22 protein-coding genes and 1 tRNA gene are annotated in these 20,229 nt (G+C 69.3%); 11 read left to right on the plus strand and 12 right to left on the minus strand.

What is annotated here, in order from left to right; translation table 11 throughout:
* Window positions 1-32 precede the first annotated feature (32 nt).
* From EV699_RS13660 to EV699_RS13680, 5 genes are read right to left on the minus strand one after another with little or no spacing between them, the layout of a single operon-like run.
* Window positions 33-320 (minus strand): hypothetical protein, encoded by a 288-nt coding sequence (locus EV699_RS13660; protein ID WP_132543642.1) that lies wholly within the window; start codon window positions 318-320, stop codon window positions 33-35.
* Window positions 317-1,030 (minus strand): hypothetical protein, encoded by a 714-nt coding sequence (locus tag EV699_RS13665; protein ID WP_132543644.1) that lies wholly within the window; start codon window positions 1,028-1,030, stop codon window positions 317-319. Before EV699_RS13665 ends, EV699_RS13660 begins: the two co-directional genes overlap by 4 nt.
* The gene (locus EV699_RS13670; RefSeq protein WP_132543646.1) at window positions 1,027-1,269 is read right to left on the minus strand and encodes a hypothetical protein; all 243 of its coding nucleotides are present in this window, start codon (window positions 1,267-1,269) and stop codon (window positions 1,027-1,029) included. Before EV699_RS13670 ends, EV699_RS13665 begins: the two co-directional genes overlap by 4 nt.
* Entirely contained in the window at window positions 1,266-1,613 is a 348-nt protein-coding gene (locus tag EV699_RS13675; RefSeq protein ID WP_132543648.1) for a hypothetical protein, read from the minus strand. Before EV699_RS13675 ends, EV699_RS13670 begins: the two co-directional genes overlap by 4 nt.
* On the minus strand, window positions 1,606-1,830 hold the full coding sequence (locus EV699_RS13680) for a hypothetical protein (protein WP_132543650.1): 225 nt from the start codon (window positions 1,828-1,830) through the stop codon (window positions 1,606-1,608). Before EV699_RS13680 ends, EV699_RS13675 begins: the two co-directional genes overlap by 8 nt.
* A 15-nt stretch (window positions 1,831-1,845) precedes the next feature.
* Between EV699_RS13680 and EV699_RS13685 the strand changes: the two genes are divergently transcribed.
* Entirely contained in the window at window positions 1,846-2,496 is a 651-nt protein-coding gene (locus tag EV699_RS13685) for a hypothetical protein (protein WP_132543652.1), read from the plus strand.
* Window positions 2,497-2,717: 221 nt separating this feature from the next.
* Here EV699_RS13685 and EV699_RS13690 read toward each other — a convergent pair whose 3' ends face one another.
* The 4 genes from EV699_RS13690 to EV699_RS13705 form a co-directional block, all read right to left on the minus strand.
* Window positions 2,718-2,963, minus strand: coding sequence for a helix-turn-helix transcriptional regulator (locus tag EV699_RS13690; protein WP_132543654.1), 246 nt, complete (start codon window positions 2,961-2,963; stop codon window positions 2,718-2,720).
* A 93-nt stretch (window positions 2,964-3,056) separates the two neighbouring features.
* Entirely contained in the window at window positions 3,057-3,881 is an 825-nt protein-coding gene (locus EV699_RS13695) for a hypothetical protein (protein ID WP_132543656.1), read from the minus strand.
* Between the two features lie 564 nt (window positions 3,882-4,445).
* Window positions 4,446-4,826 (minus strand): hypothetical protein, encoded by a 381-nt coding sequence (locus EV699_RS13700; RefSeq protein WP_132543658.1) that lies wholly within the window; start codon window positions 4,824-4,826, stop codon window positions 4,446-4,448.
* Window positions 4,827-5,562: 736 nt separating this feature from the next.
* On the minus strand, window positions 5,563-6,810 hold the full coding sequence (locus EV699_RS13705; RefSeq protein ID WP_132543660.1) for a tyrosine-type recombinase/integrase: 1,248 nt from the start codon (window positions 6,808-6,810) through the stop codon (window positions 5,563-5,565).
* 286 nt (window positions 6,811-7,096) lie between these two features.
* On the opposite strand from EV699_RS13705, the gene EV699_RS13710 reads away from it, so the two are divergent.
* Window positions 7,097-7,173, plus strand: a tRNA-Arg gene (locus EV699_RS13710).
* A 307-nt stretch (window positions 7,174-7,480) separates the two neighbouring features.
* On the opposite strand, the gene EV699_RS13715 is transcribed toward EV699_RS13710, so the two are convergent.
* From EV699_RS13715 to EV699_RS13725, 3 genes are all read right to left on the minus strand, one after another.
* Window positions 7,481-8,062 (minus strand): ferritin-like domain-containing protein, encoded by a 582-nt coding sequence (locus tag EV699_RS13715; RefSeq protein ID WP_132543662.1) that lies wholly within the window; start codon window positions 8,060-8,062, stop codon window positions 7,481-7,483.
* A 35-nt stretch (window positions 8,063-8,097) separates the two neighbouring features.
* On the minus strand, window positions 8,098-8,793 hold the full coding sequence (locus EV699_RS13720) for an RNA polymerase sigma factor (protein ID WP_132543664.1): 696 nt from the start codon (window positions 8,791-8,793) through the stop codon (window positions 8,098-8,100).
* A 403-nt stretch (window positions 8,794-9,196) separates the two neighbouring features.
* On the minus strand, window positions 9,197-10,270 hold the full coding sequence (locus EV699_RS13725; RefSeq protein ID WP_132543666.1) for an autotransporter outer membrane beta-barrel domain-containing protein: 1,074 nt from the start codon (window positions 10,268-10,270) through the stop codon (window positions 9,197-9,199).
* A 372-nt stretch (window positions 10,271-10,642) separates the two neighbouring features.
* On the opposite strand from EV699_RS13725, the gene EV699_RS13730 reads away from it, so the two are divergent.
* From EV699_RS13730 to EV699_RS13770, 9 genes are all read left to right on the plus strand, one after another.
* The gene (locus EV699_RS13730; RefSeq protein ID WP_132543668.1) at window positions 10,643-10,837 is read left to right on the plus strand and encodes a hypothetical protein; all 195 of its coding nucleotides are present in this window, start codon (window positions 10,643-10,645) and stop codon (window positions 10,835-10,837) included.
* A 123-nt stretch (window positions 10,838-10,960) separates the two neighbouring features.
* Window positions 10,961-11,179, plus strand: a complete 219-nt coding sequence (locus EV699_RS13735; RefSeq protein ID WP_132543670.1) for a ribbon-helix-helix domain-containing protein — start codon at window positions 10,961-10,963, stop codon at window positions 11,177-11,179.
* Window positions 11,170-11,496, plus strand: a complete 327-nt coding sequence (locus EV699_RS13740; RefSeq protein WP_132543672.1) for a type II toxin-antitoxin system PemK/MazF family toxin — start codon at window positions 11,170-11,172, stop codon at window positions 11,494-11,496. Before EV699_RS13735 ends, EV699_RS13740 begins: the two co-directional genes overlap by 10 nt.
* A gap of 541 nt (window positions 11,497-12,037) precedes the next feature.
* Complete coding sequence (locus EV699_RS13745; RefSeq protein WP_132543674.1) at window positions 12,038-12,496, plus strand: (2Fe-2S)-binding protein; 459 nt, start codon at window positions 12,038-12,040, stop codon at window positions 12,494-12,496.
* Window positions 12,497-12,509: 13 nt separating this feature from the next.
* Entirely contained in the window at window positions 12,510-14,723 is a 2,214-nt protein-coding gene (locus tag EV699_RS13750) for a xanthine dehydrogenase family protein molybdopterin-binding subunit (protein ID WP_132543676.1), read from the plus strand.
* A complete protein-coding gene (locus EV699_RS13755) occupies window positions 14,723-15,730 on the plus strand; it encodes an XdhC family protein (protein ID WP_132543678.1) in 1,008 nt (335 codons plus the stop codon). Before EV699_RS13750 ends, EV699_RS13755 begins: the two co-directional genes overlap by 1 nt.
* Before the next feature lie 16 nt (window positions 15,731-15,746).
* A complete protein-coding gene (locus tag EV699_RS13760) occupies window positions 15,747-16,346 on the plus strand; it encodes a nucleotidyltransferase family protein (RefSeq protein WP_132543680.1) in 600 nt (199 codons plus the stop codon).
* A 1,072-nt stretch (window positions 16,347-17,418) separates the two neighbouring features.
* Window positions 17,419-19,194, plus strand: a complete 1,776-nt coding sequence (locus tag EV699_RS13765; RefSeq protein ID WP_243662676.1) for an SLC13 family permease — start codon at window positions 17,419-17,421, stop codon at window positions 19,192-19,194.
* Between the two features lie 771 nt (window positions 19,195-19,965).
* Entirely contained in the window at window positions 19,966-20,211 is a 246-nt protein-coding gene (locus tag EV699_RS13770; RefSeq protein WP_424450036.1) for a type II toxin-antitoxin system Phd/YefM family antitoxin, read from the plus strand.
* Window positions 20,212-20,229 lie beyond the last annotated feature (18 nt).

Here is a 20,229-nt window from a genome sequence, read left to right on the forward strand (position 1 = left end):
GTCCAGACACGGCCGCCTCCGCGCACGGTGCATCATGGGCGACCTCCCCGGCGGCGGCCGTGGTAGAGCCGCGCGGCCTCGGCCTGCAGGCGTTCGAGCAGCACCAGAAGGGCCGGGTAGTGGTGCCCGTCGTCGCCGCGGGCAATCGCCGCGCCGTGGTACACCACGCCGGCGGCGTAGACCCGCAGCCGCTCCAGTGCCAGCGGCTCGGCTGCATTTCCGCGCGTTCCGCGGTATCGTGGCCAGGTCGTGCAAGGCGACGAACCCAGGGGCCTCGATCGGTGCCAGCCGCTCGGGGCCTTGTCATCTCTGCGGCTCATGCGTCGCCCTCCTTGGCCGAATCAGGAATGCCTGCTTCGGCTTCAAGCGCGGCGATCGCCGCTGCCAGGGCGGCGCGGCTCGCAGCGGCCTTGGCGCGCGCAGCAACCAACTGTGCCCGGCGGCGTTCTTTGCACGCGGCGTCGTAGTCTTCGAGCGCGCCGCGCGCCGCTTCCCGCCGCTGGCGCACCTGCTCGGCTTTTCGCTGCGCCCACTCGACCAGCCGCAGCCCACCGCGACCGTCGCGGCGGCGCTCGCACATGCAACTGTCCAGCACCTCACCGAACGTTTTCCCCAGCAAGCGCAGGGCCTGTTGCGCCGTCTGCAGCCGTTGGCTGTCGCCCGCCCTCGCGGCTTTCTCGATGTGCGCGCCGATGGCGATGAACGTCTCGGTCACCACCTGCAAGCCGCCGCCGGCGGCGAGGTAGCCGAGCAGCGCGGCGAGGCGGTCGGCGGTGGCCTGCTGCATCACCTCCCAGGGTTCGAGCGGCCACGCATCGAGGATTCGCAGCCATTCGCCCGGCAGCCGCCCGCCGCGGACCTTCATGAACGTCAGGTGCTCGCGGATCAGCGCGTTCGAGTCGGCGATCCACGCGCAGCGCTCGGCTTCGGTCTCCTCGATCCGGCCGAGGCCTCGCTGCAGCCGCTCGGCGACGCTGAAGCGTCGCAGGGTGGTCTCGCCGTCCGGGGTCGTCACGACAAAGGCGCTCATGCGTCACCTCCCCGGCGCAGCCCTTCCAGCAACTCGATTTCGCCCATCGCGAAGCCGCACAGTTCCTCGGCACACACCGCCAGCTCTTGCGCGGCGGTCAGCAGCCCCTCACCGCCGGTCGCGGGCGGCGCGGCCTTCAGCGCCTCCAGCACGGCGCGCAGGCCGATCAGCGTGCGGTCCTGCTGCTGCAGCAGACCGTAGGCATCCGCCAGATCGGAAGACAGCGCGGGAGCGCTCATGCCACACCTCCGGGCGCCGGCTCGGCGAGCACGTAGCCGTCGCCCGGCTCGATCAGCGTCACCAGTTGCAGCGCCGCGCCGGTCAGGCTGGCGCCGATGCTGCGGATGCCGCGGCCGTCGGCGAGGGCGAAGCGCAGCCCCTGCCGGTATGCCGCCACGTCGAGCCGGGCGACCACGTTGGCGGCGTTGAGGCAGGCGGCGTTGAGCACGGCCTTGCGCTGCGGGTTGTGCGCCGGCAGCACGCTGAGGATCACCAGCAGCTCGAACAACTCGCGGGTGAAGGCGAGCGCGGCTTCGAGCTCGGTGGCCCGCGCCACGGTCGGGATGTCGGTCACGTCAGCCATGGTGCACCCCCGCGACGGCGGCGCTGTCCAGTTGGCGTTCGGGCGCATCGAGCGCGGCGTAGTGCCGGGCGAAGTCGACCAGCGCGAAGCGGGCGAGCCAGTCGACCGAGCAGGTGGTGTCGGCGCTGGCCAGCGCCTGCAGGGTGGCATAGGTGTGGCGCGGAACGGCCACGGTGAGCAGCACGGTAGCGCCGTGCACGGGGTGGGGCGTGGGCATGGGGTGCCCTCCTACTTGGTCGTTGAACAGCTGCGCCTGTTGAAGGGCGCCAAGGGGTTCAACACCGGAAGTAGGCACCGGCCGCGCACTTTTTCCCTTGCGGGTGTTGTATGGGTGCGCGCCCCTCGGCATGGAAACCGTGGGACCGGAAACGAAAAACCCGCCAGCGACGGCGGGTTGCTGGCCTACTCCAAGGGTGTTGAAGCCCTGTGCGGCAGCGTCCGCGGCCGGTACGTGCCGGTCCATTGGATTATGGCTATGGGTTGCGGCTACCTGATAGGCAATGCCGCGGCGGCGTGTCTGCAGGTGGGCCACCAAGTGCACCGGGTGGCGGCGGCCGTGCGTCATGGTGCCGATTCCCACACGCCACTGAAGCTCAGCGCCAAGGAACCACCGGTCGGTGCCCATGATCCCCGCTCCGCGGGGCGATCCACCGCGCACGCGCTCGGCAGAACCAAACGAGCGAAGCCGCACCGCCCGGCATGGCACACCGATCGCCAGCATCACGACGGGCACCGGCACCGGTCGACCCGCCAACAGCAGCAGGAAGGCCACCGGCGTGGTGCGCTCGGCGGCGCCGTCGTGCCAGATCACGCGCCACCCAGGCGCAAGCCGCAGCCGCACGAAGGCATCACCCCCTCGCAGCTCGGTGCCCGGCGGCGGTAGCAGCCGGCGGAAACCGTCGGGGTAGCTGTGACCGCTCAGAGACATGGCGTCACCTCGCCCCGGCGCACGGTCGGCTGTTTCGCGGCTTCGGCCGCCAGGGCACACGCGGCGGTCGGCTCGGGGGTGCGCGATGCACACGGCGCGGTGGGGGGCGGCGCACTTAGCCAGCGCCTGCAGGTAGGCATCGGCGTGTCCATAGGCGGCTCGGCACGGGTGGCGGGTCATGCCGGGCACCCCGCGCGGCGTTTCCGCGGCTTCGCCGGCGCCTCGGTGGAATCGGCGGCGGCCGGCCGCTCAGCGAGCCAACGCTGTACGTCTTCCATGCGCCAGCCGACGCAGCGCGCAGACAGCCGGATGCGCCGCGGGAAGCGCCCGGCGCGTTCGAGGTCATAGGCTTGGGTTCGCGAGATACCGGCCACGGCCTGGATGTCGGCGGGCCGGATGATGATAGGTGTAGGGGGTGCCACGGTAGATGTCCTCGCATATCGCCGGGCAATGCCGGCTGCGAGGAATGATCACGAGCAAAAAAATAGGAAATAGTCCCGCCTACGTCGACGCCTCTATATTTTCTGGCTTTTTTTGTTGCGCGAACCCTTCTTGCGGCCGGGTGGTGGCTGAGGAAGGTCGAGTTCTTTCCGTAGGTCGGTGATCCAACCCTTTACGGTCCCATCCTTACACTGCAGGGGGCCCATTTCATTCTTAATGGCAGTGAGCACTTGAGACGCCGACAGCCCATCCCGTAGAAGGGGCTCTGCAAATTCTCGCACCCGCTGCTCTTCCTTTGACGAGCCGGCTTCCTTCCGCAGTGCGCGCGCGGCCGCCGTCGGGGTACTTGCTTCATTTGCTTCCCGCCGCGCCTTTTCCGCTTTGGCTTCCGCGGCTGCACGTTCCCTGGATTCGGCGTAGAAACCGGCCGAGAGGGCGGCGTTTATCATCCCCATCATATGCAGCGCCGCCCCTTCCGCATCGCCTTCTTCCAGCGCCGTGCGCAAGTCGGAACTGTAAAGCATCACCTCAAAGGCCGCGCACAAAGCGGTGCCATAAGGTATTGCGTCGGTGCCTATCGCTTTTCCCTGTTGGAAGACTTCGTTCATCCATTGAAGGCGCACATCTTCCTGAGATAAGCCGGCCAGGTCGCGCAGCGGTCTGTAGCCGTTGGCGTCGAGCACCTTGCATGCCTCGCTTTCGATAAAGCGCGCGACCAGATGCACCGGCCCCGCGTCTGGCACCGGTTCTCCACGCTGGCGCTGCTCTTTCCGCACGGCGTGCTCCTCGTAGAGTTCGAACATGTGCGCATCGACTTCATCGGGCGTCAGATCGCGCAGCGGTCTGTATTCGGCGGCAGCCGCAGCGCGACGGCCCGAGCCGGTTGCATCGTTGCTCACGCCGTCGTTCCTCGGCTGGCATCGTTCCGAGAAGGAAGCGGCGGGCGCCCGGCGGAACGTCCGGGCTTCGGGGCGTCCCCCTACCGCCGCGCATCCGATGTTAAGCCGAGCACAGCCCGGCAGCTACGGCGCGCGGTTGGATGCTCGGCAGGGTTGAAAGGTCAGCCGTACATCCGAGCGCGTCCCCTCACATCCGCGGCGAGTGACGCGGAAACCGTGCGCAGGTGCCACCGGTGCCCGCCGGCGGCCCCAGCCAGTACCTGGTCGAGCTCGATGCCGCGGGCCGCTTGGGGCGCCGGCGGCTCAGGCGCTGCGGGTACACCACCCAAGGCCGCGCGCCGATGGCGGCAGGGGCGGCGCGTGGCGGGCACCGGATCGCCGCGGCCGCTTGGCAGCAGCGGGCGGTTCACGGTCACCCCAGGGCACACAGGGCACACGCGGGCACACCGACACGTGTGCCCTGTGTATCTGTTGTAAGTCCATGTTTATGCTGCCTTTGCGTGTCATGGCACACAGGGCACACAGGGCACACGAAAAAACGAACAACCTTTGCGAACACGCCCCCTACTTACTGATTGGCCAGATAGGTTTTTGGCACTCCCAAGGTATTGCGTCGGTGCCTATCGCTTTTCCCTGTTGGAAGACTTCGTTCATCCATTGAAGGCGCACATCTTCCTGAGATAAGCCGGCCAGGTCGCGCAGCGGTCTGTAGCCGTTGGCGTCGAGCACCTTGCATGCCTCGCTTTCGATAAAGCGCGCGACCAGATGCACCGGCCCCGCGTCTGGCACCGGTTCTCCACGCTGGCGCTGCTCTTTCCGCACGGCGTGCTCCTCGTAGAGTTCGAACATGTGCGCATCGACTTCATCGGGCGTCAGATCGCGCAGCGGTCTGTATTCGGCGGCAGCCGCAGCGCGACGGCCCGAGCCGGTTGCATCGTTGCTCACGCCGTCGTTCCTCGGCTGGCATCGTTCCGAGAAGGAAGCGGCGGGCGCCCGGCGGAACGTCCGGGCTTCGGGGCGTCCCCCTACCGCCGCGCATCCGATGTTAAGCCGAGCACAGCCCGGCAGCTACGGCGCGCGGTTGGATGCTCGGCAGGGTTGAAAGGTCAGCCGTACATCCGAGCGCGTCCCCTCACATCCGCGGCGAGTGACGCGGAAACCGTGCGCAGGTGCCACCGGTGCCCGCCGGCGGCCCCAGCCAGTACCTGGTCGAGCTCGATGCCGCGGGCCGCTTGGGGCGCCGGCGGCTCAGGCGCTGCGGGTACACCACCCAAGGCCGCGCGCCGATGGCGGCAGGGGCGGCGCGTGGCGGGCACCGGATCGCCGCGGCCGCTTGGCAGCAGCGGGCGGTTCACGGTCACCCCAGGGCACACAGGGCACACGCGGGCACACCGACACGTGTGCCCTGTGTATCTGTTGTAAGTCCATGTTTATGCTGCCTTTGCGTGTCATGGCACACAGGGCACACAGGGCACACGAAAAAACGAACAACCTTTGCGAACACGCCCCCTACTTACTGATTGGCCAGATAGGTTTTTGGCACTCCCACCGCCTTCCAGAGATCGAAATCATGGCACTAAAATCCATAAAAAATAAATAAAATCAAATACTTACATATGTTTCTCCCGCGACCTACTCTACCCGGTTTTTCCGGGTGCCCTGTGCCGTAGGCACGCCGGCATCAGCGGCGTAGCGTGACCACCTTCGACGCTTGCGGCACACGCTCGCCGCTCAGTTCGAGCACGTGCACGGCCCAGGCTTCGAGCGCGCGGCGCTTCTCGGTTTCGTAGCGGTGCGCGTTGTAGACCGCGAGCACGCCGCCGGGGGCATGGTTCAGCACCCGTTCGCCCACTTCATCGGGAATGCCCAACCGGGCAAGCCCTGTGCGACAGGTCCGCCGCAAGTCGTGCGGCCGGAACGGTTCGAGCCCGCGCGGCCCGGCCTCGGCCAGCGCCCTCGCCAGCATGCTGTCGACGCTGTTGGTGATGATGTGCGCGAAGCCGCGCTTGCCTGGAAAGACGTGCTCCCCGCGCACCATGGCGCGCCGGGTTTCAAGGATGGCGAGCACCGCCGGGGCCAGCGGCACCGCGTGCGCGCGGCCGTTCTTGGTGCGCGCGGCAGGCAGGCGCCACAAGGCCGCCGTCTGGTCGATTTCCTGCCAGGTCAACCCGAGCACTTCGCCCGGTCGCTGGCCCGTCAACAGCACCAGCCGCAGCGCATCACGCATGCTTGTACTGACCAGCCCGCCGGCGCCGAGCCATTCCCACAGAATCGGTATTTCCGCATCGCTCAACGCCCGGTCGCGCGGTGTCGCCTTCGCCAAGGGCTTGAGCCCAACAAGGGGGTTAGCCTCGATCAACTCGCGATCGACGCACCAGCCGAAGAAGGTCGACAACTTGCTGCGGGTCTGCTCGGCGTAGTGCAGGGCGCCGCGCGCAAGCATCACGTCCAGCACCGCCACCAGATCGCGGCGGCGCAGGTCACGCAGCTTCGTTTCACCCAGCTCCGGCAGCACGTTGGCGCGGATCGGTTCTTCGATGTTGCGCGCCCGCTTCAACCTCGGCCCCTGTACGGCCATGTAATCGGCGAAGGCTTGCTTGAGCGTCGGCGCCCGGCGGCGTTCCTCGGCCGCTGTCATCTTCGCTTCGATCGTGGCCTTGCGCTGGTCGAGCGGATCGGCGCCCGCGTGCAGGGCCTCGCGGGCCACCACGGCCTTCGCGCGCGCTTCCTGCAGGCTGGTCTGCGGATACTGCCCCAGCGTCATGGGGCGCCGGCGCCCATCGGGGGCGGTGTAGCGCAGCACCCAGGACTTGGTGCCGTTCGGCCAGACCATCAGGCCGAAGCCTTCGCCCTCGGCCACCGTGTAGCGGCTGGCCTTCGGTTTCAAGGCGCGGATGTATGCGTCGGTGAATCGCTTACTGCCGGTCATGATGGTGTGCCCCTACAAGGCTGGATCAGTGCGCAGGGCTGGATTGGCACATGTACCGTTACATGTACCATTTTTTGACCGGTTATCGGTGAATGCTGCCGGATGTCGTCGGACGACTAAAGCGGAATTTTTGAATCTAACTACTGATTTTTATGAATTATTATGGACGTCACCGAACGGTATAGGACGATAAAGCGTATTTTAAGCGCAAGGGCTGGCTCTGAAGGCGCGCGGCCCGCTGCCGCACGCGCCGACGCTCTGCTAGACTGCAGCCCCTCCCAAGCCCGCCCCGGTAGCTCAGCTGGATAGAGCGTCCCCCTCCTAAGGGGAAGGTCGCACGTTCGAATCGTGTCCGGGGCACCAACAAAATCAGACTCTTATCCATCGGCTCCATGCTCGCTCAGGTGTTGGGGCACACCGGGGACACGGCAACGCGGCACTCGGGCCAAGCGCTTGCCGTCGTGATGGCGCCTCTCCGAGTCAGCCCGAAGGCGGCGATCATGATGCTGCCGCGCGGCCTTGGCGGCGCGCTCCTTCATCCATATCGATCGGCCTTTCCGGGCCGCGTGGTTTTTGATGACCTTGCGAGAACCGCTGCCGTGTACCCTGCGCGCCGGGTACGCGGTGTGGTACGGCGGTTCTGTGGCCGTGCGGTACCGGTTATGGGACTTCAGCCGACGAACGCACCCGGTACCGGTGGCTCGCCGAGTGCCTGGCGCAGCACCGCCCAGTGCATCGCTTCGTCACCGAGGATGCTGGCCGCCACCCGCGCCAGTTCGCGGTCGCCGAATTTCGGCACGGCCGCGGTGTAGGCGGTCACCGCGCCCTGTTCCAGGCCGGCGGCGAAGCGCAGCACGTCTTCCTGTGTCCTGAGGCTCGCTGCCGGAAAGTCGTACTTCGACTGCGCCGCCACGGCGTGGCCGCCCAGTTGGCCGACGGTCGCACCGAGCAGGTCGGCGTGCGTCCGGTGGTGTCCCTGGAAGGTCAGCGCGAGCGTGCGCACGGCCGGCACCAGCAGGCCGCTTTCGGCGCCGAGCTGGTAGGCGGCGATCGCCTGGTGTTCGGCGGCGAGCGCGGCGTTGAGGATTTCGATATCGGTGGCCGTCGCGGCGGTCGATTGCTTCTTTACCGCGGCGGAAACCAGCGTGCTGCGTCCGCTGAGCAGCGCCAGCGCGAGCGCCGAAAGCGTCGCTCCGCGGCCGAGGAAGCCGCGGCGGGATAGGGACGGTGCGGATGGTGACTGGATGGTCATGGAGGCGATCTCCGGTGGCGTGGCGAGCACCCGCGTCAGTCGCGCGCGGGCAGTTGTCCGAGCACGCGCGTCACGATGCGGTCGCAGCGCGCGCCCAGGAACGGGAAGACGTCGGCAAATGAAGCGGCGAGGCAGGAACCGATGTACTCGCGCAGCAGGCGCCGGGCGCGGAAGTCGCGGGTCTTGACCGTCGCCAGCGGGATGCCGAGCAGCGTGGCGGTCTCCTGCAGGCTCAGCCCCTCGATCTCGCGCATCAGGAACACGACGCGGAAGGCCTGCGGCAGGCGGTCGATGGCGGATTCGAGCCAGGCCGACACCTGCCGGCGCGCCGCCTCGGCCTCGGGCTGGTGGCCGAGACTCAGCGGCAGTTCTTCGGCGGGGAGCTCGAATTCGAGCTGTTCCAACGCCACCGTGGCGTGCCGGCGGCGCAGCCGGCCCAGGGCCTCGTTGGTGACGATGCGCCCGAGCCAGAGCGGCAGCGCCGCCTTGCCCGCGAGCGTGTCGAGCCGCTGGTAGGCGTGCAGGTACGCCTCCTGCAGCACGTCCTCGGCCTCGTCGTCGTCGCGGACGATGCCGCGCGCCAGCCGGTACAGCCGACGGTTGTGCCGGCGCATGATCTGCGCGAAGGCCTCGGGTTCGCCGGCCAGCGTCCGCAAGACGAGTTCCTCGTCCCCCTCCGGCGGTGGCGGCACGTCGGACAGGTTCGGGCTTCCTTCACGGGTCGTGTTCATGGCGGTTCCGGTCTCGGTGAATGGCACGAAGATGCAGCCATGACCGACAAGGTTCCCGCGGCTTTTCACCGCTCGCGTGCGCGGTGCCTTCAGCGTTGCGTGACGATGGTTCCCGACCGGTCCTGCGCTTGAGGCTGTTGCGAGCGTCAACCGGCGTGTCGTTCAACCGAACTGCCACGGGAATCCCGGAGACTCCAGTCCTTGGGAAGGGGGCGCCATGGGCGCGACGAGCAGACTCTCCCCGGAGGTTCGGGGCGGTCAGAGAAGACGGTGCTGGGGCATCGGCACGGGTGCGGGTCGCAATGGGTGGCGATCGTGCCGGCGGCAGCCAGGGGCTGTGGGGCGGTTGATGGCGTTCAGCGGCCCCGTGCTGCACTTTGGCTTCAGTTGGCGCCCCCTGCCTTCAGAACCTGTACGACGCGACCAGCGAGCCGCCATGGGTGGTGCGGGAATCGGAGAATTCGCCGTCGTATTGCAGGCGCAAGTCGAACGCGTCGCGGGTATAGAGCTGCATCCCGGCGCTGACCCGGCCGACGGTGCGGTCGTGCGGAATCGTCGTGGTGAGGCTGCCCGCCCCGGGCGGTGCTGCAGTGAGGCGCGCGCGCTGGGTCCACGCGTCGTTGGAGAGGAAGCTCACTCCGACGCTGACGTAGGGCCGCAGCACCAGGTGCTCATCGAGTGCCACGCGCCCGCCGATCTCGACCATCGGTGTGGCGATCCAGGTGGTCTGCGAGGCGGCGTCGACGTCGAGGGCGAGCGCGCCGGCGCCGCGCTCCTGGTAACCGCCGGAACGCACGTGGATCGTTCCCAGGTCGAGGCTTGGACGCACGTAAAACGCCTCGTGCCCGATCGTGTGGGCGCTGCGCAGGAGCAGGCCGACGCTCGACGTGTTCGGATCCCCGCTCGCCTGCGCCGCGTAGCCCGGCAGGCTGATGTTGCGCGTCGTGTCAAAGCTGCCGCCGCCGCCGAACACCGAGCCCGCGAAGAGCCACGGCCCGGTCTGGTGCTTCAACGTGAGCGCACCATAACCGCTGCTGCCGTCAGCGCGGCTCCGCCGGTCGGTGCTCTTCAGCCGGTCATCCGCATAGGCGGCCGAGCCGCCCAGGAACCAGCCAGGACGGAACTCCACCTGCCCGCCGATCTGGTAGACGGTGCTGTCGATGTCGAAGTCGGCGACGCCGTTATCGTTCGACTGCTCGCCGCTGAGCGCGGTCACGCGCAGCCACGTGCACTCACCCTCGACGAGCATCGCCGTCGTGCCCTCGAACTTCGGGCAACTCAGCGCGCGGGTGGCAAAGCCTTGCGCCGAAGCCAGTCCTTGCGCCCCGGGGGCGAAGGTTGCCTGCGGCGAGAGCTGACGCAGGTCCGCCGCATAGGCGGCCGGGCTCGCATCGGCGTCGTTGCCAAGCAGGCCGAAGAGTGCCCCGAGTTCCACCGCACCGCCGTGGTCCCAGGCCGATTGCAGGTGCCCGGCCACCGCAGCCTGATTCGGATCGAGGCCGAAGCCGGCCGGCGCGAAGTTGGCCGATTCGGCCGCGAGCAGGAACGTGTTCCCGGAACGGCTGAGGCCGAAGCCGTAGAGCGCGCCGCGGCGGCCTGCAGGGCCTGCACAGGCTGACGGCGGACGATCACGCCGTGCATCAGCACTTGCAGGTGGTCGTGGGCGTCGGGGTCGCGGCTGGCTAGGGTGGCGAGCAGGTCATCGAAGCCGGGCACGGCCATTTCCTGCACGCGGCGTTCACGTTTGGCGCGGTGGCGCTCGGCGAGCGTGACGGTGCACAACGTCGCCACCCGCGCGGAGCGGATCAGGGGCTGCCGGTGGTCGGCGCCGTAGTCGGTGGCGAGGCTCATGCGCCACCCCCAGCTCAACGACAGTGCGCAGGCGCTCCATGCGGCAGCGCATGACCTCGGCGTCCGCCCAAGTCGCATCGGCGACGTCGACACCGAACAGGCGGTTGCGCTGCTCGTTGAGCGTGGCGAGCGCCTTGTCGAGCTCGCCGAGGTACGCCGCGACGGCGCGGGCGGGGTCGGGCGGTGGGGGTAGGCGCTGCATGATGTGGGGCAAGGGCAACAGCAGTTCGCGAGCAAAAGGGAGCAGGCGCGAAGGGGGGTGGGGCGGGCGGTGTTATACTGTTGAACAATAGTTCAACATACGGAGGATGTGGCCATGCTGGGGCTACGTCTCGACGCCGAGACGGAACGGCGTCTCACCGAACTCGCTCAGCGGCGCGGTTGCAGCAAGAGCGCAATCACACGCGAGGCGCTTCTGGAGTATCTGGAGCGCCAGGCCACGCCCGAGGAGGCGCGGCGGCAGTCGGCGTTGGTGGCGCTGGCCGACCGCGATGAAGATTGGCTGCTCGATCAGGACGAGAGCGGATGGAGGTAAGGCGCGGCGACGTGGTGACGGTGGCGACGCAGGGGGATTTCGGCAAGCCCCGGCCGGCGGTGGTGGTGCAGGCCAACCTATTCGCCGAGCACTCCACGCTGACGGTGTGCCCGATCAGTTCGACGCTGACCGGCGCTCACCTGTTTCGCGTGCCGCTGGCGCCGGATGCCGCGAACGGCTTGCGCCTGCCCTCGGAAGCGATGGTGGACAAACTGCAGACGGTGAAGCGCGAGAAGGTAGGGGCGCGCGTCGGCGTTCTCGCGGATGAGCCCCTGCAGGCGGTGGATCGGGCGTTGCGGCTGTGGTTGGGGCTGTAGGCTGGCTACGATCTGGAACAGACAGAGCCGTGCGTATCCCGCCGACGCGCTGGAGCGGGTGTAGCACGTTGCAGCGTGAATGTGGTCTCGGTGAATGGCACGAAGATGCAGCCATGACCGACAAGGTTCCCGCGGCTTTTCACCGCTCGCGTGCGCGGTGCCTGACGACGGCGCCCGAGCGGTCCTGCGCTGCGGCTGAACCGCCGGGGGAATCCCGCAGGCTCCGGTCCTCGGGAAGGGGCGTCATGGGCCCGGCGAGGGCGTTCCCCCCGAAGGTGCGGGAGCGGCCAGCGCAGACGGTGCCGGGCCACCCGCGCGGGGGCGGGTCGATCGCGAAGGCTGCGCGGCGGCGCGGCGGGTGGAGCGGCCCGGCCTCAGGGCGTGCGGCCGTCGATGGTAATCGCCTGCATCGCCACTACTTTATAGAGGGGCCGCGGCACGCGTCGGATCGGGCAAGAGATCGGCAGGATCGTGCAATCCGTTCGGGGGTGGCGGCCGGGAGAATGCCCCGCGTCACTTCCTCTGCCTCGGAGAGCCCTGAATGATCACGCTCGACGTCAACGGCACATCGACCAGCGTCGATGCCGACCCCGATACGCCGCTGCTGTGGGTGTTGCGCGACACGCTGCAGCTCACCGGCACGAAGTTCGGCTGCGGCATGTCCCTGTGCGGCGCCTGCACGGTCCACCTGGATGGCCAGCCGGTGCGCTCCTGCATCACCCCGGTGTCCGCCGTCGCGGGCAGGAAGATCGTCACCATCGAGGGCGTGGGCCAGGGGCGCGTCGCCGGCGCGGTGCAGGAGGCCTGGCGCCGCCTCGACGTCGTGCAGTGCGGCTACTGCCAGTCGGGGCAGATCATGAGTGCCGTCGCGCTGCTGGAGCACAACCGCGCGCCCTCCGACGCCGACATCGACAACGCCATGGCCGGGAACATCTGCCGCTGCGCCACCTACGTGCGGATCCGGGCTGCCATCCACGAGGCGGCGAAGTCGCTGGCTTGAAGGAGACCGCGCCATGAGCAACACGATTCGCATCGAGAACGAAAGCCGCCGCCGCTTCCTCAAGGGCATGGCGGGGCTGATGCTCGCGGTCTACCTGCCCGACGTGCTCGGCGCGACGACCGCGGCGGGCCCCGGCGTGGCCGGGGGGCAGGCGACCGAGGTCCCGCCCTTCGAGCCGAACGCCTTCCTGCGCATCGGCACCGACGACACGGTGACCGTGATCGCCAAGCACATCGAGATGGGGCAGGGCACCTACACCGGGCTCGCCACCCTCGTCGCCGAGGAGCTCGACGCCGCCTGGTCGCAGGTGCGCGTCGAAGGCGCACCGGCCGATGCCAGACGCTACAACAACCTGTTCTGGGGGCCGACGCAGGGCACCGGCGGCAGCACCGCGATCGCCAATTCATGGGAGCAGCTGCGCACGGCCGGGGCCTCGGCGCGCGCCATGCTGGTCGCGGCGGCGGCGCAGCGCTGGCAGGTGCCGGCCGCGGAGATCGACGTCAGCGAGGGCGTCGTCACGCATGCACCCTCGCAGCGCAAGGCGAGCTTCGGTGAACTCGCGCAGGCCGCGGCCGAGCAGCCGGTCCCCGCCGAGGTCAGGCTCAAGGAGCCGAAGGACTTCAAGCTCATCGGCAAGCGCGCGCCGCGCAAGGACACGGCCGACAAGACCACCGGCAAGGCCCGCTTCACGCAGGACGTGCACCTGCCCGGTATGCTCACCGCCGTGGTCGCCCATCCGCCGCGCTTCGGCGGCAAGGTGAAGGCCTTCGATGCCACGCGGGCGAAGGAGGTCAGGGGCGTGGTCGAGGTGGTGCAGATCCCGACCGGCGTGGCCGTGCTGGCCAGGGACACCTGGAGTGCGAAGAAGGGGCGCGATGCGCTGCAGGTCGAGTGGGACGAGTCGAACGCCTTCAGGCTCGGCAGCGACGCGATCTTCGCGCGCTACCGTGAACTCGCGAAAACGCCCGGTGCGGTCGCCCGCAGGGAGGGGGACCCCGACGCCGCGTTCGCGGCGCCTGCCCGGGTGCTGAGCGCGGCGTACGACTTCCCCTACCTCGCGCACGCGGCGATGGAGCCGATGAACTGCGTCGTGCAACTGTCCGCGGACGGCTGCGAGATCTGGAACGGCGAACAGTTCCAGACCGTCGACCAGATGAACGTCGCCACGCTGCTCGGCCTCAAGCCGGAACAGGTCGCGATCCACATGCTCTATGCCGGCGGCAGCTTCGGCCGGCGCGCCTGCAAGGATTCGGACTACGTCCTCGAGGCCGCGAACATCGCCAAGGCGATCGATGGCCGTGCGCCGGTCAAGCTCGTGTGGCTGCGCGAGGACGACACCCGCGCCGGCTACTACCGGCCCGCGTTCCACCACGTCCTCGAAGCCGCGCTCGACGCGCAGGGGCGGCTCGTCGGCTGGCGCCACCGGCTCGTCGGGCAGTCGATCCTGGCGGGGTCGCCGTTCGCCGCGATGCTCAAGGACGGCATCGACCCGGTGTCGGTGGAAGGCGCGGCCAACCTGCCCTACGCGGTTCCCAACCTGCTGGTCGACCTGCATTCGCCCGCGGACATCGGCGTACCGGTGCTGTGGTGGCGCTCGGTGGGTTCGACGCACACCGCCTATTCGACCGAGACCTTCCTCGACGAGATCGCGGTGGCGGCGGGCGAGGACCCGGTCGCCTTCCGCCTGGCGCTGCTCGAACACCACCCGCGCCATGCCGGCGTGCTGCAGCTCGCCGCCGACAAGGCGGGCTGGGGCACGCCGCTCGCCCCCGGCGCGAACGGCGAGCGGCGCGGGCGCGGCGTGGCGGTGCACGAGTCCTTCAACTCGTATGTCGCGCAGGTGGCCGAGGTGACGGTCAGGCCGGACGGCAGCTTCAGGGTCGACCGCATCGTCTGCGCGGTCGACTGCGGGATCGCCGTCAACCCCGACAACGTGCGCTCGCAGGTCGAGGGCGGGGTCGGCTTCGGGCTGTCGGCGGCGCTGCACGGCGCGATCACGCTGAAGGACGGCGTCGTCGAGCAGTCCAACTTCCACGACTACGCGCCGATCCGCATCAACGAGATGCCGCAGGTCGAGGTGCACATCGTGGCCTCGGCCGAGAAGCCGACGGGCATCGGCGAGCCCGGCGTGCCGCCGGTTGCGCCGGCGGTCGCCAACGCGCTCGCCGCGGCGACCGGGAAGCGGGTGCGGCGGCTGCCGATCGCCACCGATGAGCTGAAGGCCTGATGGACGGTGTCGACCTGCAGGTGCTCGCGGCCGCACGCCGCTGGGCCGGCGAGGGTCGGCGCTTCGCGCTGGTGACGGTGGCGCGGACCTGGGGGTCCGCGCCGCGCCCGCCGGGGGCGTGGCTCGCGCTGCGCGACGACGGCCTGGTGGAAGGCTCGGTCTCCGGCGGCTGCATCGAGGACGACCTGATCGCCCGCATGCGCGAAGGCCGCCTCGGCGCCCGCGCGCCCTTCACGCTGGTGTACGGCATCACCCGGGACGAGGCGCGGCGCTTCGGCCTGCCCTGCGGCGGCACGCTGGAACTGGTGGTCGAGCCGGCGCCGGACCCGGCGGCGCTGGAGGCGCTGGCCGCGCGCCTCGCCCGGCGCGAGTTGGCGCTGCGGCGGATCGACCTCGCCAGCGGCGTCGTCACCGTCACCGCTGCCGCGCGCGGCGACGCCCTGCACTGGGATGGCGAGCGGCTCACCACCGTGCACGGCCCGCAGTGGCGCCTGCTGATCGTCGGCGCCGGGCAGATCGCCCGCTACCTCGCGCAGATGGCGCAGGCACTGGACTACGCGGTCACCGTCTGCGAGCCGCGCGAGGAGTACGCCGCCGGCTGGGACGTGCCGGGCACGCGGCTGCTCACCACGATGCCCGACGACACGCTGCTGGCGATGGGCGCGGATGCCCGCTGCGCCGTGGTGGCGCTCACCCACGACCCCAGGCTCGACGACATGGTGCTGCTGGAGGCGCTCAAGTCGCCGGCGTTCTACGTCGGCGCCATCGGCTCGCGCCTCAACAACGCGCGCCGCCGCGAGCGGCTCGCGCAGCACTTCGATTTCTCGGCCGAGGAACTCGCGCGCCTGCACGGCCCGGTGGGGCTGCCGATCGGCAGCCACACGCCGCCCGAGATCGCCGTGGCGATCGTCGCCGAGCTGACGGCGGTGAAGAACGGCGTCGCGGTCCCGGGCTGGGAGGTGGCCGCGGCGCCGGCATCGGGCCCGGCGGCCTGCACGGCCGGCTGAGCGCGGGGCAGGCGGCGTGGCGCCGATCGTCGGCCTGCTACTGGCGGCGGGGCGCAGCCGCCGCTTCGGAGCCGACAAGCTGCTGCACCCGCTGCCCGGCGGCGAACCCATCGTCGTGGCGAGCGCGCGCAGCCTGCGGGCGGCGACCGATCGCGCGCTCGTGCTGATCCGCCCGCAGCAGCCGGCCCTGCGCACCGTGCTGCAGGGCCTCGACATCGACCTCGCCGAGGTCGCGGACGCCGACGCCGGCATGGGCGTCACGCTGGCGAGCGGCGTGCGCGCGGCGGAAGCGGCGGCCGGCTGGGTGGTGGCGCTCGCGGACATGCCGCGGGTGCACCCCGACACCCTGCGCCACGTCGCCACCGCGCTGCGCGAGGGCGCCTCCCTCGCCGCGCCGTTCCACGGCGGCCGGCGCGGCCACCCGGTGGGCTTCGCGCGGCGCTGGTACGCCGCGCTCAGCGCCCTCGACGGCGACGAGGGCGCCCGCAGGCTGCTCCAGGCCCACGGCGACGCCATCACCCGCATCGACGTCAACGACCCCGGCTGCCTGTTTGACGTGGACACGCCGGACGACCTGCGCGGGCTCATGCCCGCATTCCGGGACGACGGCCGCTAGGCCGTAGCCAGCAGCCATTCGCTGCGCCTCCCGAGCGCCGGTTCACGGCGCGGAACCGGCGCTCGCCGCGGCCCCTCGATGTCGGTTCGCAGGCTGCCGTGGCGCTTGCTGGCACGAGTCTTGATGCCCAACCGCATACATTGATCGACCGGGTGGGCATATCATCGCCGGCCCGGCCGCGCGCGCCAGGACATCCTCGCCCCACCCTCTCTACCCAGGGGGCGAGGGGACAAGGTCGCGGCGCACCGTTTTTCACCCTTCTCCCCTGGGGAGAGCGAAGCGAGGGGGGTGTAGCCGGCCGGGGATGAGGATTCTTTGCCCACGGCCCGTCGCCACTGCCGGCCCGTAGGTTGTGGGGTGAGCGAACGCGAACCCCAACGTCCGTCGGCGTCATCGGGCACCGCCGTTGGGGTTCGCTGCACTCACCGCCAACCTACTGATACGGTGCGGGCCAAGGTCGCGGTGCACCGTTTTTCACCCTTCTCCCCTTGGGGAGAGCGAAGCGAGGGGGGCATAGCCGGCCGGGGATGAGGGTTCTTTGCCCACGGCCCGTCGTCACTGCCGGCCCGTAGGTTGGGGTGAGCGAACGCGAACCCCAACGTCCGTCGGCGTCATCGGGCGCCACCGTTGGGGTTCGCTGCGCTCACCGCCAATCTACTGATACGGTGCGGGCCAAGGTCGCGGCGCACCGTTTTTCACCCTTCTCCCCTTGGGGGAGAGCGAAGCGAGGGGGGCGTAGCCGGCCGGGGATGAGGGTTCTTTGCCCACGGCCCGTCGCCACTGCCGGCCCGTAGGTTGGGGTGAGCGAACGCGAACCCCAACGCCCATCGATGTCATCGGGCACCGCCGTTGGGGTTCGCTGCGCTCACCGCCAAGCTACTGATACGGTGCGGGCCAAGGTCGCGGCGCACCGTTTTTCACCCTTCTTCCCTGGGGAGAAGGGCCGGGGATGAGGGTTCTTTCTTTCGGCCGCCGGTGGTGACCGCGCTCGGTGGACGCGCCGCGCAGGGATGGCGCAGGAGCGGGCAGGGTGGCCCGGGGTTTTCAGAAACGTGGAGATACGAACGTGGTGATGATGGAACTGGGTGCACAGGCGTGGATCACGCTCGGCGTGGTCATTGCCGTGCTGGTATTGCTCGCCTCCAATCGGGTCGGTCCCGACATGGTGCTTGCCGCGGGCATGACGGTGCTGCTGGTCAGCGGCGTGCTCAAGCCCGCCGAGGCGCTCGGCGGCTTCGCCAACAGCGGCGTGATGACGGTCGCGGTGCTGTTCGTGGTGGTCGCGGGGCTGCGCGAGACCGGGGCGATCCAGTGGATCGCGGCCCTGGTGCTCGGCAAGCCGCGCGGGTTGTTCCTCGCGCAGTTGCGGCTGATCGTCGCGAGTTCCAGCCTCAGCGCCTTCGTCAACAACACCCCGGTGGTGGCGATGCTGACCTCGGCCACGCAGGCGTGGAGCAAGGAGGCCGGCCTCGCCCCGTCCAAGCTGCTGCTGCCGATGAACTACGCCACCATCCTCGGCGGCCTGTGCACGCTGATCGGCACCAGCACCAACCTCGTCGTCGACGGCCTGCTGCGCAGGCAGGGCATGGAGCTCGACATGTTCACCCCGGTGTGGGTCGGCGTGCCGGTGGTGGTGGTCGGCGCGGTGTACATGCTCACCCTCGGCCGCTGGCTGCTGCCCGAGCGCAAGTCCGCGGTCGAGCAGGTGCAGGACGCCCGCCAGTACACCGTCGAGATGGTCGTCGACGAGAACGGCCCGCTGGTCGGGCGCAGCATCGAGGAAGCCGGGCTGCGCCGCCTGCAGCAGCTCTACCTCGTCGAACTGGTGCGCGAGGGCCGCGTGCTCGGCGCCATCCCGCCGCAGTACGCGCTGCGCGGCGGCGACCAACTGGTCTTCGTCGGCGTCATCGACTCGCTGGTCGACCTGCGCCGCATCAAGGGCCTGAGCCCGGCCACCAATCAGGTGTTCAAGCTCGGCATCCGCGACAGCCAGCGCTGCCTGATCGAGGCCGTGATCTCGCGCGTGTCGCCGGTCACCGGGCGCACCATCCGCGAGGCTCGCTTCCGCAACCGCTACAACGCCGCGGTGATCGCCGTGTCGCGCAACGGCCAGCGCATCCCGCAGAAGCTCGGCGACATCGTGCTGCGCGCCGGCGACACCCTGCTGCTCGAAGGCGGCCGCGAGTTCGCCCGCCAGCACCGCTATTCGCGCGACTTCCTGCTGGTCAGCGAACTCGACGACTCCACCCCGCCGCAGCACGCCCGCGCCCCTTACGCGCTCGCCATCCTCGCCGGGCTGGTGGTGTCGACCACGCTGTTCGACGTCGAGACCCTCAACGCCGCGCTGATCGCCGCCGCCGCGATGGTGCTGCTGCGCTGCTGCAACCAGGGCCAGGCACGGCGCGCGGTCGACTACCAGCTCATCGTCATCATCGCCTGCTCGTTCGCGCTCGGCACCGCGATGGAGAAGACCGGCCTCGCCACCTACGTCGCCGGCACGATGATGGGCTACGCCGGCGGCAACCCGCTGTGGACGCTCGTCGTGGTCTACGTCACCACCGTGATCTTCACCGAACTGCTCACCAACAACGCCGCCGCGGTGCTGATGTTCCCGATCGGCATGGCCGCCGCCGCGCAGCTCGGCGTCAACCCGATGCCCTTCGTGATGTGCGTGATGGTCGGCGCCTCGGCCGGCTTCATGACCCCGATCGGCTACCAGACCAACCTGATGGTCTACGGCCCCGGCGGCTACCGCTTCATGGACTACGTGATCGTCGGCGGTCCGCTGTCGCTGCTGGTCGGCATCACCACGCTCACGGTCGTGCCGCTGGTGTGGCCGTTCCACTGATCGCGCATCGCGGTGGTGCCGCACCTCATTGGTGCGGACGCGGCACACCCGATGCCCCGATCCAGGGCGCCGTCATGCCGGGGAGAGCAGCGCCCTGCCTTCACCCTTCTCCCCTTGGGGAGAAGGGCCGAGGATGAGGGTTCCTCGTGTCCATCCACCCGCCAGCCCGTAGGTTGGGGTGAGCGAACGCGAACCCCAACGTCCATCGGCGTCATCGGGCACCGCCGCGTTGGGGTTCGCTGCGCTCACCTCCAAGCTACTGATGGTGTGGGAAGCACCCTCACCCCCACCCCAACCTACTGATGGTGTGGGAAGCACCCTCACCCCCACCCTAGCCCGTAGGTTGGGGTGAGCGAACGCGAACCCCAACGCCCATCGGCGTCATCGGGCACCGCCGCGTTGGGGTTCGCTGCGCTCACCCCAACCTACTGATGGTGTGGGAAGCACCCTCACCCCCACCCCAGCCCGTAGGTTGGGGTGAGCGAACGCGAACCCCAACGTCCATCGGCGTCATCGGGCACCCCCGTTGGGGTTCGCTGCGCTCACCGCCAACCTACTGATGGTGTGGAAAGCACCCTCACCCCAACCCCTCTCCCAGAGGGAGAGGGGCCAAGGCGCGCCGCGCCGTTTTTACCCTTCTCCCTCTGGGAGAAGGGCCGGGGATGAGGGTTCTTTGCCGACGACACCACGCATCGGCACCGCCGTCGTCGAGCGACGTGCTGCACGGGTGCTATCGTCGTCCCTCGACATGCCATCAAGTGAGGTGGAGTGATGCAACTCAATCTGCATGAGGCCAGGACGCGGCTCTCGGAGCTGGTCGAGGCGGCGCGCCGTGGTGAAGACATCGTGATCGCCAGATCGGGCACACCGATGGCCAGGCTCGTACCTGTTGGCGAGGCGCCGCGGCGTGGTATCCGGCTGGGTTTGATGAAAGGCGAGATCACGATTGCCGACGATTTCGACGCCCCTCTCCCTGCAGATGTACTGGCGGCCTTCGAAGGCATCGATGCGCCGTGAAGGTGTTGCTCGACACTC

The organism is Plasticicumulans lactativorans (genome assembly GCF_004341245.1).
Lineage (GTDB): Bacteria > Pseudomonadota > Gammaproteobacteria > Competibacterales > Competibacteraceae > Plasticicumulans_A > Plasticicumulans_A lactativorans.